Origin of the sequence: Kitasatospora arboriphila, assembly GCF_039528095.1 — a bacterium.
GTDB classification, from domain to species: domain Bacteria; phylum Actinomycetota; class Actinomycetes; order Streptomycetales; family Streptomycetaceae; genus Kitasatospora; species Kitasatospora arboriphila.
Genome location: NZ_BAAALD010000037.1, coordinates 13,491 through 25,540, shown reverse-complemented (window position 1 = coordinate 25,540; position 12,050 = coordinate 13,491). Strand labels below are relative to the sequence as shown.

The 12,050-nt window shown below is 75.7% G+C and carries 11 protein-coding genes and 2 tRNA genes (1 of these 13 only partly in view); 7 read left to right on the top strand and 6 right to left on the bottom strand.

Annotated elements, in window-relative coordinates:
• Positions 1-504 precede the first annotated feature (504 nt).
• From ABD353_RS19855 to ABD353_RS19840, 4 genes are all read left to right on the top strand, one after another.
• Positions 505-669, top strand: a complete 165-nt coding sequence (locus tag ABD353_RS19855) for a hypothetical protein (protein WP_263104601.1) — start codon at positions 505-507, stop codon at positions 667-669.
• A gap of 62 nt (positions 670-731) precedes the next feature.
• Positions 732-1,025 (top strand): Dabb family protein, encoded by a 294-nt coding sequence (locus tag ABD353_RS19850; protein WP_344624985.1) that lies wholly within the window; start codon positions 732-734, stop codon positions 1,023-1,025.
• Positions 1,026-1,354: 329 nt separating this feature from the next.
• Positions 1,355-2,158 (top strand): RNA polymerase sigma factor SigF, encoded by an 804-nt coding sequence (locus ABD353_RS19845; protein WP_344625034.1) that lies wholly within the window; start codon positions 1,355-1,357, stop codon positions 2,156-2,158.
• 356 nt (positions 2,159-2,514) lie between these two features.
• The gene (locus ABD353_RS19840; protein ID WP_344625033.1) at positions 2,515-3,309 is read left to right on the top strand and encodes an RNA polymerase sigma factor SigF; all 795 of its coding nucleotides are present in this window, start codon (positions 2,515-2,517) and stop codon (positions 3,307-3,309) included.
• Positions 3,310-3,397: 88 nt separating this feature from the next.
• On the opposite strand, the gene ABD353_RS19835 is transcribed toward ABD353_RS19840, so the two are convergent.
• Together ABD353_RS19835 and ABD353_RS19830 are read right to left on the bottom strand one after the other, a co-directional pair.
• On the bottom strand, positions 3,398-4,285 hold the full coding sequence (locus tag ABD353_RS19835) for a tyrosine-protein phosphatase (RefSeq protein ID WP_344624984.1): 888 nt from the start codon (positions 4,283-4,285) through the stop codon (positions 3,398-3,400).
• A gap of 104 nt (positions 4,286-4,389) precedes the next feature.
• The gene (locus ABD353_RS19830) at positions 4,390-4,587 is read right to left on the bottom strand and encodes a hypothetical protein (RefSeq protein ID WP_344624983.1); all 198 of its coding nucleotides are present in this window, start codon (positions 4,585-4,587) and stop codon (positions 4,390-4,392) included.
• A 166-nt stretch (positions 4,588-4,753) separates the two neighbouring features.
• On the opposite strand from ABD353_RS19830, the gene ABD353_RS19825 reads away from it, so the two are divergent.
• Complete coding sequence (locus tag ABD353_RS19825; protein WP_344624982.1) at positions 4,754-5,719, top strand: aldo/keto reductase; 966 nt, start codon at positions 4,754-4,756, stop codon at positions 5,717-5,719.
• Between the two features lie 139 nt (positions 5,720-5,858).
• On the opposite strand, the gene ABD353_RS19820 is transcribed toward ABD353_RS19825, so the two are convergent.
• Together ABD353_RS19820 and ABD353_RS19815 are read right to left on the bottom strand one after the other, a co-directional pair.
• Positions 5,859-7,112: an SPFH domain-containing protein gene (locus ABD353_RS19820; protein ID WP_344624981.1), complete on the bottom strand. Its 1,254-nt coding sequence runs from the start codon at positions 7,110-7,112 to the stop codon at positions 5,859-5,861.
• Positions 7,113-7,271: 159 nt separating this feature from the next.
• Positions 7,272-9,896 carry an Ig-like domain-containing protein gene (locus tag ABD353_RS19815; RefSeq protein WP_344624980.1) on the bottom strand — a complete coding sequence of 875 codons (2,625 nt, stop codon included), beginning with the start codon at positions 9,894-9,896 and terminating at the stop codon, positions 7,272-7,274.
• Positions 9,897-10,181: 285 nt separating this feature from the next.
• On the opposite strand from ABD353_RS19815, the gene ABD353_RS19810 reads away from it, so the two are divergent.
• Positions 10,182-10,610 (top strand): globin domain-containing protein, encoded by a 429-nt coding sequence (locus ABD353_RS19810; protein WP_344624979.1) that lies wholly within the window; start codon positions 10,182-10,184, stop codon positions 10,608-10,610.
• A 10-nt stretch (positions 10,611-10,620) separates the two neighbouring features.
• Positions 10,621-11,820 (top strand): globin domain-containing protein, encoded by a 1,200-nt coding sequence (locus ABD353_RS19805; protein WP_344624978.1) that lies wholly within the window; start codon positions 10,621-10,623, stop codon positions 11,818-11,820.
• Positions 11,821-11,883: 63 nt separating this feature from the next.
• Here the strand turns inward: ABD353_RS19805 and ABD353_RS19800 are convergent.
• Together ABD353_RS19800 and ABD353_RS19795 are read right to left on the bottom strand one after the other, a co-directional pair.
• A tRNA-Arg gene (locus ABD353_RS19800) sits at positions 11,884-11,959 on the bottom strand.
• A gap of 36 nt (positions 11,960-11,995) precedes the next feature.
• A tRNA-Arg gene (locus tag ABD353_RS19795) sits at positions 11,996-12,050 on the bottom strand; it runs 121 nt beyond the window's last position.

The window sequence follows — 12,050 nt, the reverse complement described above, 5'->3', positions numbered from 1 at the left end:
GCTTCACGAAGGGCCCCGACCGACCCGGTCGGGGCCCTTCGACGTGTCCCCCCGGGCCGCGCGGGTGAACGCGCGGGCGGCCGGGGGCCGCTGGCGGGACGTCAGGGGAAGCAGGAAACGCCACCGGGCTCGGGGCCGGGTGGCGTTCGGGGGGTGCGTTCGGGGTGCCGGAGGGGGCGCGGCCCCGGGGGAAACGGGCCGCGCCCCCGTCGGGACTCCCACCACCGGCGCCGCATCAGGGGGAAGCTGCGGCGCACGGTCCCACAGCGGGGAGTCCCGGTTCCCTGCACCGGGGATTCCTGCCAGATCCCGCGGCACTCCTCCATCGTGCGCCACCGCCCGCGGGCGGGCACCCGTACAAAGCCCCCACTCGCGGGGACCTTCGTCCCGGGGAGTGAACGCCGCTCTCACCCGATGGGCCGTCCGGTGGATAAGCTGCGCAGCAGCAGGAGGGCGCCCGGGGAGAGCGACGGCGGCCCCGCGGCAGGGAGGCAGGCCCGTTCGATGGCTCAGGCGAAGAAGATCGGCATGTATCTCCTGCTCATCTTCGTGATCTACACGATCATCACGTCGCCCACCCGGGCGGCGGAGCTGGTGCAGTCCGGCTTCGTGGGGATCTCGGACGCCGCGAAGGCGGTCGGGACCTTCATGACCGGCCTGGTGAACTGAGCCCGGCCGGTCAGCGGCTACCGTGGCGGGGTTCGTCCACCCTTCCAGCTAGGAGCGGCATCGTGATCCGGCACCTGGTCCTGTTCAAGCTCAACGACGGCGTCCTGAAGGACGACGAGCGGGCGATCGCCGGCGCGAAGGCGTTCGAGGAGCTCGGCCCGCAGATCCCCGAGCTGCGCGAGTGGGAGTGCGGCTGGAACACCACCGTGCGCGACATCGCCTACGACTACGCGATCAACAGCCTGGTCGAGGACCGGGACGCGCTGCAGGCCTACCTGACCCACCCGGCCCACCAGGCCGCCGCGGGCCAGTGGCGGGAGTTCGCCACCTGGGTGATCGCCGACGTCGAGGTCTGATCCCCGCACAGTCGCATCGCATACGCACTACCACTCGGCCCTCCGCCCCGACCCCGGGCGGGGGGCCGCAGCACACATCGGCCGACGGTGCACTGTCAGCCAACACGCCTACGAGCGGTGCTTGCCGCCGATGTGGACGACTTGTGATGCTATGACCGGTTTTGCCGGATCTGGCGAGGTGGTGAGCACGGCCGGGCCGCCCAGGCGGCGGCCGGATCGCAGATGTCGACTCTGGGAGGGGTGACGTGTCCGTGCGGACACAGGACAGCGCGCGGGGCACCGACGGGGAGCAGTCCGCCCCGCCGCCCGCGGACAGTCTCGTCGCGGAGCTGAAGGCCGCCGGGCTGAGGGACCGCCAGAGCGGCACCCGCACCCCGGTGGACGTCCGCACGCTCACCCGGGTCCTCTTCGAGCGGCTCGCCGAACTGCCCCCGGACGCCCCGGAACGCGAACGCGTCCGGGCCGCCCTGATCGAGATCAACGTCCCGCTGGTCCGGTACGCGGCCACCCGCTTCCGCAGCCGCAGCGAGCCGATGGAGGACATCGTCCAGGTCGGCACGATCGGCCTGATCAACGCCATCGACCGCTTCGACCCGAGCCGCGGCGTGCAGTTCCCGACGTACGCGCTGCCGACCATCCTCGGCGAGATCAAGCGCTACTTCCGGGACAACGTCCGCACCATGCACGTGCCGCGCCGACTCCAGGAGCTGTGGGTGCAGGTCAGCGGCGCGATGGAGGAGCTGACCGTCACCCACGGGCGGTCGCCCAAGGTGCCGGAGATCGCCGCCTGTCTGCGCATCCCCGAGGAGGACGTCCGGGCCTGCCTGGACGCCGGCCGGGCGTACAACGCCGCCTCGCTGGAGGCGGCGCAGGAGCACGAGGGCGGACTCGCCCTGCTGGACCGGCTCGGCTACGAGGACTCCGCGCTCGCCGACGTCGAGCACCGGGACATGGTCCGCCACCTGCTGGTGCAGCTGCCCGAGCGGGAGCGGCGGATCATCATGCTGCGCTTCTTCGCCAACCTGACGCAGTCGCAGATCTCCACCGAGCTGGGGATGTCCCAGATGCACGTCTCCCGGCTGCTGTCGCGCATCCTCACCCGGCTGCGGACCGGCAACTCCTGGGAGGAGTGAGCCCGTCGGAAGATCGCGCCGCGTTACCGCCGTGTGACATCTCGCGACGGCCGGGTTTGCCGGGGCCGGTGGGCCGGTATGGGGGGTGGAGGGAGGGTCCGATGCGGGAACCACGCTGTGCTGGTGCCCGTTGAACAGTCAGTCACGAGGGGGTGGGGCGCGTGTCCGGAGAACCGGTCGGTGCGGTCGTCGAGGAGATCCCTGGGGAGCGGGCGGCCGGGGTGCGGGCCGTGCTGCGGGCGTTCCCGCAGCAGCAGGCCGGGGAGCAGGAGCCGGTCGGCGCACCGCCGCCCGGGGCCGCCGCAGGGGACGTCGGTGCCACCGGCACGACGGAGGCGGCCGGGGCGGCCGGGCCCGTGCGGACGGCCGACCCGGTGGTCGGCGAGCGCCCGCTGGACACCCGGACGCTCTCGCGCTCGCTCTTCCGCCGGCTGGCGGCGCTGGAGCCGGGCAGCGCGGAGCACACCTACGTCCGCGACACCCTGATCGAGCTCAACCTGCCGCTGGTGCGCTACGCCTCGGCGCGGTTCCGCAGCCGCAACGAGCCGATGGAGGACATCGTCCAGGTCGGCACGATCGGCCTGATCAAGGCGATCGACCGCTTCGACCCGGACCGCGGGGTGGAGTTCCCGACCTTCGCGATGCCGACGGTGGTCGGCGAGATCAAGCGCTTCTTCCGGGACACCAGCTGGTCGGTGCGGGTGCCCCGGCGCCTGCAGGAGCTGCGGCTGGCCCTCACCAAGGCGGGCGACGAGCTCTCGCAGAAGCTCGACCGCTCCCCCACCGTCGCCGAGCTGGCGGTCTGCCTCGGCGTCAGCGAGGAGGACGTCGTCGAGGGCCTCGCCGTCGGCAACGCGTACACCGCCTCCTCGCTCGACTCCGCGCCCAGCGAGGAGGACGGCGAGGGCCCGCTGGCCGACCGGCTCGGCTACGACGACCTGGCGCTGGAGGGCGTGGAGTACCGCGAGTCGCTGAAGCCGCTGCTGGCCAAGCTGCCGCCGCGCGAGCGGCGGATCATCATGCTGCGCTTCTTCGGCAACCTGACGCAGTCGCAGATCGGCGAGGAGATCGGGATCTCCCAGATGCACGTCTCCCGGCTGCTCACCAAGACCCTCGCCCAGCTCCGGGCCGGGCTGACCTCGGAGGGCTGACGGAGGGCTGACGAAGGACTTCCGGGAGCCGCCGGGGAGGCCCGGGGCGACCGGGGGCGGCGGACGGTCCGGGCGGCGCCGGGGCGGGTCAGGCGAGCAGGTTGGCGCGCAGCCCGTCCAGTACGGCGCCGTCCAGGCCGAGGCCGTCGCGCCAGAAGTCCTCGAAGGTCGGCCAGCCCGCGGCGACCTCCTCGAACGCGGCGTCGAGGTAGTTCCGGTCCGCGCGGAAGATCGGCAGCAGCAGCGCGGGCTCCTTCATCAGGCCGCGGGTGCCGAAGCTGTCCACCACGTGCTCGACGATGGCGGCGGAGCGCTCGTTGGTGAGCAGGTAGTCCGCGTAGACGGTGTCACGGTCGACGCCGAGGGCGGTCAGCACCAGGGCGGCCACCCAGCCGGTGCGGTCCTTGCCGGCCGAGCAGTGGAAGAGCAGCGGGGTGCCGCCGGGCTCGGCGAGCAGCCGGACCACCGTGGCGAAGCGCTCGCGGGCGACGGCGTCGGTGACGAACCAGCGGTAGAGGCCGATCATCATGCCCTCGGCCCGGCCGTCGCCGAGCAGGGCGCGCTGCTTGTCGGCGTCGCGGTCGGCGAGCGCGTTGCGCAGCGCGACGTAGATGTCGAACTCGCGGGCGAAGACAGGCAGGTGGTGCAGGGTGATGCCGTCGTCGGTGGTCCGCTCGACGGTCACCGGGGTGGCGGAGAGCTCCGCGGCGGCGATCTCGGCGGTGGGCAGCCCGCGGACGATGTCCGGGCCGGCCTCGCGGACCTCGTCGAGGCTGCGCAGGTCGACGATCTGGCGCAGCCCGTGGTCGGCGAGCAGGGCGAGGTCGTCCTCGCCGAGCCGGTTGAGCGCGTCCGCGCGCAGGGCGGTGCCCGGCTTGAGCACCCGGCCGTCGGCCGTCCGGTAGCCGCCCAGGTCACGGGCGTTCACGGCACCTCTGAGGCCCAGACTGCGCGCGGTCTCGGTGGGCTGGGTCACGGAAGGCCTCCTGGTGCGCGGGGGACGGCGGGCGCGGGCCCGATCAGTGTAGGGACCGCGCCGCACCCCGGGGCCCGCGCTCCGGGCCGCCTGCTCGACGCCGGCTACTTGACGGCGAGCCAGACCACGCCGCCGACGACGAGGAGGGCGACCACCACCACGGCGGCGATCACACCGCCCCGGCCGGAGGAGCTGCTGCCGTAGGTGTTGACGGAGCCGGGGGCCTGCGGGGCCGGGGTCTCGTCGACGAACGCCCGGAACATCTGGGTGCTGCCGGCGGGGTCGTAGTCGTTGTCAGCCATGGCGAGGACTCTAGCCAACGCGGCCGCCCGCGGAACACCCCGGACCCCTCGGTGGGGTGATCTCCACACGCTCCCCCCACCTGCACGTGCTACGCCCGTGCGACAGCGCCGTGAACTCCGGCCGGGCTCCGGAACAGCCCGCCCGCGGATCGGGTTGACTCGCGGCATGACCGACTACCGCACCGACGCCCGCCGGGTGACCCTCGGCACCTCCGACCTGGCCGTCTCGCCGCTCTGCCTCGGCGGCAACGTCTTCGGCTGGACGGCGGACGAGGCCCAGTCCTTCGCCGTCCTCGACGCCTACGCGGCGGCCGGCGGCAACTTCGTCGACACCGCCGACATGTACTCGTCCTGGGTGCCCGGCAACACCGGCGGCGAGTCCGAGACCGTGATCGGCACCTGGCTGCGCAGCCGCGGCAACCGCGACGGGGTCGTGATCGCCACCAAGGTCGGCATGCACCCGGACGCGCCCGGTCTGCGGGCGTCGAACATCAAGCGGGGCGCCGAGGAGTCGCTCGTCCGGCTGGGCATCGAGCGGATCGACCTCTTCTACACCCACCGGGACGACCCGGCGACGCCGGTGGAGGAGATCGTCACGGCGCTGGACGAGCTGGTGCGGGAGGGCAAGGTCCGCGAGATCGCCGCCTCGAACATCGGCGCCGACCGGCTCGCCGAGTCGCTGGCCTTCTCCGACCGCGAGGGCCTGGCCCGGTACGTGGCGGTGCAGCCGCACTACAACCTGGTCTCCCGCGGGACCTACGAGGGCCCCCTGGCGGGCGTGGTGGCGGCGAACGGGCTGTCCGCCGTGCCGTACTACGCGCTGGCCTCCGGGTTCCTGACCGGCAAGTACCGCCCGGGCGGCGGTGAGGTGCCGAGCGCCCGCGCCCAGGGGGCGGCCCGGTACCTGGCGGAGCCGCGGGGTCCGCTGGTGCTGGAGGCGCTGGACAAGGTGGCCGCCGCCCGCGGGGTGGAGCCCGCCACGGTGGCGCTGGCCTGGCTGGCCGCCCGGCCGACGGTGGCCTCGCCGATCGCGTCCGCCCGTACCGCCGAGCAGCTGCCGCCGCTGCTGGCCGCGATCGACCTGCGGCTGGCGGAGGAGGAGCTCGCCCTGCTGGACGCGGCTTCCGCCTGAGGGTGCGTCCCCGGACGGCAACCGCCCGTCCACGGGCTGTGGACGGGCGGCTGCCCCGGACGGGCGGAGCGGTCGAGCGGGTGGAGCGGGTGGAGCGGGTGGAGGGGTGGAGCAGGTGGGCAGCGACCGGCGGGCGCGGTCACGCCGGCCGCCCCTCCTTGCGTCCGGCGGGCTCCTTGCGGGCCGGCCGGACGGCCGGCGCGGGCACCGGGGCACTGACCCCGGCCGGGGCGACGAAGGCCACCAGCAGTTGTTCCATCAGGGCGCTGCGGGCAGCCTCGTCGAGCTGGTGGGCGGTGGCGCGTTCGAGGCGGCGGACGGCGAGCGCGGCGGCCTCGACGGCGTCGTCGACCAGGACGGTCCGCAGTCCCGCGTCCAGGTCGGCGAGGCGGCGGCGGCGCATCGACTCGGCGACCTCGGGTGCGTAGTCGAGGGCGATCGGCTGGACCGAGTACACCTCCAGGCCGGCCGGGTGGGCCTCGGCGGCGAGGGCGCGGCTGAGCTCGTCGGCGAACCACTGGCCGTCCCGGAGCGCGGGGCCGGGGCCGGCGTTGGAGTCGCAGGGCAGCCGGCTGGCGGTGCGGCTGAGCACGGCGTGGATCTGTTCGCGCAGGTACGCCTCGTGCGCGGCCACCGACAGCACCGCCCGGGCGGTGTCCCGGACCCGCCAGACGACCAGCAGCCGGACGACGATCGGGGTGCCGGTGCGGTCGGTGACCGTCACCGGGTCGCTGCGCCAGTGGCGCAGCCGTACGTCGACGCGTCGGCGGCGGACCAGCGGGTTGACCCACAGCAGGCCGGCCCGGCGGACGGTGCCGCGGTAGCGGCCCCAGCGGGTGAGCACCCTGGCCTCGCCGCCGGGGTTGGAGAGCAGCCCGGCCAGTACGGCCACCAGCAGCAGGCCGACGGCGGCGACGGCGGCGATCTCCGCGCCGCTCAGCCCGGTGGGCCCGCCGCGGCGCACGGCCCCGGTCCGGATGTCCGGCAGCGCCTCGAACTCGGGCAGCACGCCGGCGCGGACGAGGATCACCAGCAGTCCGGTGGTGCCCAGCAGCAGGAGCAGCAGCGCCAGCCAGCCGGGCAGCGCGAAGGCGTGCCGTTCGCGCAGCGCCTGGTCGACGCGGGGCGGCCGGCGGGTCGCGGGGGTCTCGGTGTCCGGGTCGGCGCGGACGGGGGTCAGCTGGCGGGTGGGCGGGTCCTCCGGCACCGCGGCCCGGGGGGTCCTGCCGGGGCCCGGGGCGGTGAGGCCGCCGCTGTCGGCGCGGACGGGCTGGGTCTTGCCGGTGGCGGCGGTGGATCCGGCCGTTCCGGCTCCGGGGCCGCCCGCCGCCGCGTCGGGCGGGCCGGCGGGCCGGGGGGCGGGTCGTGGCGATGAGTCGCGGGTGACGTCCATGCACGGTCCTCGGGTTCGGGTGCGGCAAGGCGGGGCGGCCGGATCGGGCGAGGGCGGCCTGCACCGGATTCCAGGCTAGGTTGACAAGTCATCAAATGGGACATTTCAGACACGTTGGGCGTGTCGACTCCCCACCCACCGAAACAAACTGACGATGCATCAGTCTTTGCGGCGACTGCCCGGACCGCGGGCGAACACCCGCCGCAGCAGCAGTCCGGCGGCCGCCAGGCACGCCAGGCCGGCCAGGCCCGCGAGCAGGCCGCCGTGGGCGGCAAGGACCCGGCCCGCGGCGGACACCGGCTCCCCGGCCGGACGGTGCCCGGCCTGCGGCGGCACCGCACGGACCCGTCCGGACGGGTCCGCCCCGGCCCCGGCGGAGGGCGCCCCCGGGTCGGCCGCGGGCGGCGTGGCGACCGGGCTGCCCGCCTCGGCCACGGGCGGGTCACCGGCCGGGGTGCCGGCGGCGGGCGGCGAAGCGGCCGGCGGGCTCGCCGGCTGCGGGGACGCGGCGCCGGGTGACGGCGGCACGGACGGGTCGGCGGCCCCGGGCGACGGTGCGGGCTCCGCCGCGACCTGCACGGTCACCGGCTCGCCGGCGGTGCTGTTCCCCGCACGGTCGGTGGCGGTGGCGACCAGTACCCGTTCGCCGTCCGGCGCCGCACGCCCGGCGGTGCAGGACCAGGCGCCGTCCGCACCGGCGACCCCGCTGCACAGGGCGATCCGCTCGCCTCCGCCCGCCTTCGGGCCGGCGGTGACGGTGACGGTGGCCGCGGCCTCCGCCCGCCCGGCGAACCGCGGGCGGGACTCGACGGCGGCGCCGGCCTTCGGCACCTCCAGGAGGGGGCGGGCGGGTGCGACGGTGTCCACGGTGAGCGCCGTCTCGGTGCCGCGGGCGGTGTTCCCCGCCGCGTCGGCCGCGGTTCCGGTCAGCCGGTGGACGCCGTCGTCGAGGCTCTCCACCGGCAGGCAGGACCAGGTGCCGTCCGGCCCGACGCCGGTGCTGCAGAGCTCGCCCGCGGCCCGCGGGGTCCTTCCGGCCTCGGTGACCGAGACGGTGCTGCCGGGCTCGCCGGTGCCGGTGACGAGCAGGCCGGGGTCGTTGGTGAATGCGGGCAGCGTGAGCGCGGGGGCCGCCGGCGGAGCGGTCTTGACGGTCAGCCGGACGGCTTCGCTGCGGAGCGCGGCGCCGGCGCGCGTGGTCGCCACCGCGGTCAGCGTGTGCTCGCCGTCGGCCAGCGCCTGTCCGGGGCGGCAGTTCCAGCCGCCGTCCTGGGCGGTCGCGGCCGTGCAGAGGGTGCGGTCGCCCTCGGCGACGGCCACGCTCGCCCCGGCGGGGGCGGTGCCGGCCACCTGCGGCCGGACCTCGGCGGTGACGGTGCCGTCGACCGGCGCGGAGAGCTCGGGGCGGGCGGAGCCTGCGGCGAGCCGGATGCGCTGGTCGACGACCTGTCCGGAGTCGGCGAAGCCGCCCGCGGTGACGAGTTGTGAGGCGTCCCGGGCGATCCGCAGCCGGGCCCAGGTCTCCCCCGCGACCACCTTGCCGGTGACCGCCCACTCCAGGCGGGCGGTGGTGGCGCCCTGCGGGACCTCCGCCTGCACCCGCTCCAGGGGGTCGAAGCGGCCGTTGCGGTCGAAGTCGACCCAGCCGGCCAGGACGGCCGGACCGGCGCCGGGTGCGACGGGCACGTCGACCCGGTAGTAGTCGCCGGTCGCGGCCTCGGCCGGGAAGGCGAGGGTCGGGTCGGCGCCCGGGTACTCGCCACGGCCCGGGCCGGTGCGCGGCGGGACGGGGCTGGCCCAGAGGCTGCGCGGCCCGGAGGGGAGGAGTTCCACCAGGGGGCGGGTGGGTGCCGCCGGCTCCTCCACCGCCCCGGGTGCGCCGTCACCCGACACCGCGGCCCCCGGTGCCGCGCCCGGCGGCGTGCCGCCCGGGCCGGGCACCAGCGGCCGGGCGGCGGTCGCCGCGGCGGAGCGCTCGCGGTGCCGCTCGTCGGTCGCGTCCCGGCCGAGCCAGAGGTCGGAGAGCAGATGGGAGGCATTGCCGTAGCCCTGGGGCGCGGTGCCGAGCGACTCGTCGAGGGTGACCGACCAGGAGGTGTGCAGCGCGGGCGGCGGGGTGGTGGAGCCGTCCCGGGCGGTGGTCCGCCGTTCCAGGCGGAGGGTGGCGGTGCCGACGGTCCCGGTCAGTTCGAGGGTGCCGGCGCCGTCGGCGGCGGTGTCGGCCTGCCCGTCGGCGGGCGGGGCGAGTTCGTCGCCCGCCGCCGTCCAGCCCGTCCAGGGGGTGCGGCCGGCCAGGGTGGGGGTGGCGGGGGTGCCGCCGGTGGCGGTGAGCCGGACGGCGGTCGCGGTCGTGCCCGTGGCCGCGGTGGCCCGGGCGGCGAGGCCGCCGACGTGCAGCCGGGGATTGCGCATCGGCCGGGAGAAGGCGATCCGCAGCGTGCCGAGGGTGCGCCAGGAACCGTCCGCGGCGGTGCGGTCGGCGCCGATGTCGACGGTCTCGGCGGGGTCGCCGGGGTGCATCCCGTCCGCGTACACCGCGGCGTTCCCGGCCGGGCCGGCGAGGGTTCCGGGGGCCGCGGTGGCGGTGATGCCGGGGAGGGGTGAGAAGTCCAGCCGGACGGTGAGGCCGGAGGGCAGCGCCGCGGTGCGGTCCTGGTTCCAGGCGGCGGGGCTCTGCTGGGCCGGGGCCGGGGAGGCGAGTGCGGCGGGCAGCAGCAGTCCGGTGGCCGCCGCGGACGCCAGGGCCCGGCGGGCGGGGGACGTCGGGCGGAACCGTCGGTTCATCCGGCGCTCCTTCGCTGCCGTGGCCGGGCCGCAGCCGGAGATGACGCGGCCATAACATCCGACAAAAGCGAAGCACGTCCGACGGTCCGTCAAGATCCGACACTCGTGGGCGCGTCCCGAGGTGCACCCGATTGGTCGCCGCTCCCCCGCGGCCCCCGCCGGCACCGGCCGGACGGGCGGTTTTCCGCCACGGCGGCCGGATCCCGATCCGGTTTCCTCGGGCTTTCCGATCACCTTCCGAGGCACCCTGTTCGACATGACGGGCCGTCAGTAGAGTCGGCGCACGTGAGCATCGACCCCATACTCGTGAAGAGCAGTTTCGCCGCCGTCGAGCCCCACGGGACCGAGGTGACGGCCTGGTTCTACCAGCACCTGTTCGAACAGCACCCGGACGTCCGGGTGCTGTTCGCCGAGCACCTGGACGACCAGCAGGACCGGCTGTTCGCCGCCCTCGGCGCCCTGGTCGAGCACCTGGAGGACACTGACACCCTGGTCGGCATCCTCACCGACCTCGGCCGCCGGCACGCCGGCTACGGCGCCCTGCCGGAGCACTTCCCGGCGGTGGGCGTCAGCCTGCTCGCCACCCTGCGGCACTTCGCCGGCGACGCCTGGTCGCCGCAGGCGGAGGCGGCCTGGGCGGCGGTCTACGGCGTGGTCGCGGACACCATGGGCCGGGCACTGGTGGCCGCGGGTCCGGCCGGGGCGGACGGGTGAGGACGCTCCGGTGGCCTTCGACCCCGCGGTCCTGCGGGCCGGCCTCGCGGTGGTCGAACGCCGCGCCGACCAGCTGACCGCCTACTTCTACGCCCACCTGTTCGCCCACAACCCCGGCGTCCGCGCGATGTTCCCCGAGCGGATGGAGGAGCAGCGCGACCGGCTGCTCGCCGCGATCACCCACCTGGTTCAGCGGCTGGACGACCCCGAGCGGCTCGCCGGCTACCTCGCCGCCCTCGGCCGCGACCACCGCAAGTTCGGCGCCCGGCCCGAGCACTACCCGGCCGTGGGGGCCAGCCTGCTCGCCACCCTGCGGCGGTTCGCCGGGAACGCCTGGAGCGAGGAGCAGGAGAAGGCCTGGACCGAGGCGTGGACGGTGATCTCCCGGGCGATGGTCGACGCCGCCGCGGCCGTCCCCGCCGGGACGCCGGCCTGCTGGCAGGCCGAGGTGGTACGGCGGCACCCCGCCGCCCCGGACGTGACGGTGCTCACCCTCGCACCCGACCGGCCCTACCCGTTCACCCCCGGCCAGTACCTCACCCTCTGCTCCCCGCGGGTGCCGCAGGTCTGGCGCCCGTTCTCGATCGGCTGCGCGCCGCGGCCCGACGGCACCCTCGACGTGCACGTCCGCCGGGTGCCGGACGGTCTGCTCTCCCCCGTCCTGGTCGACGCGGTGCGGCCGGGCGAGCGGCTGCGGCTCGGGCCGCCGCTCGGCACCGCGGTGCTCGACCCGGCGTCCCGGCGCCCGCTGCTGGCCGTCGCGGGCGGCACCGGCTGGGCCCAGGTCAAGGCGGTGGTCGAGGAGCTCGCCCGGGCGGGCACCCGGCCGGCCACCGTCCTGCTCGGCGCCCGGAGCGACGCCGACCACTACGACCTCGACGCGGTGCGCGCCCTGGTCGAGCGGTACGCCCGGCTGGAGGTGGTGCTCGCCGCTCCCGCGGACGGGGCCGGCCGCGCCGAGGCGGTGGCGCTGCTGCACGCGGGCCTCGGCCGGCTCGGCGACTGCGCGGGCCGGGACGTGCTGCTGAGCGGCCCGCCCGACCTGGCACCCGCGGTGGCCGCCCGGCTGGCCGCCCTGGGCGCGGACCCCTCGCTCGTCCGCCACGACCCGGTGCCGCGGACCCTGGACCGCAGCCGGCCGGCGACGGCGGCGGAACGCTTCCTGCAGCCGCGGGACGTCGCCTGGATCAACCGCACCGAACTGGCCTGAGCCGCCCCGGCCGGGCGGTGACGGCAACGACGAAGGCCCCGGACGGAGTCCGGGGCCTTCGGGTGGTGCGCTCAGCAGGATTCGAACCTGCAACCTCTTGATCCGTAGTCAAGTGCTCTATCCGTTGAGCTATGAGCGCCTGGGCGATCCCCTGGAGGACCGCTGCGGCGAGTTGTGGTGCGCTCAGCAGGATTCGAACCTGCAACCTCTTGATCCGTAGTCAAGTGCTC

Excerpts from the sequence above, each read along its gene's own strand:
- ABD353_RS19815 (WP_344624980.1), bottom strand. The coding sequence starts at position 9,896 with ATGAACCGACGGTTCCGCCCGACGTCCCCCGCCCGCCGGGCCCTGGCG.
- ABD353_RS19830 (WP_344624983.1), bottom strand. The coding sequence starts at position 4,587 with ATGGCTGACAACGACTACGACCCCGCCGGCAGCACCCAGATGTTCCGG.
- ABD353_RS19825 (WP_344624982.1), top strand. The coding sequence starts at position 4,754 with ATGACCGACTACCGCACCGACGCCCGCCGGGTGACCCTCGGCACCTCC.
- ABD353_RS19820 (WP_344624981.1), bottom strand. The coding sequence starts at position 7,112 with ATGGACGTCACCCGCGACTCATCGCCACGACCCGCCCCCCGGCCCGCC.
- ABD353_RS19855 (WP_263104601.1), top strand. The coding sequence starts at position 505 with ATGGCTCAGGCGAAGAAGATCGGCATGTATCTCCTGCTCATCTTCGTG.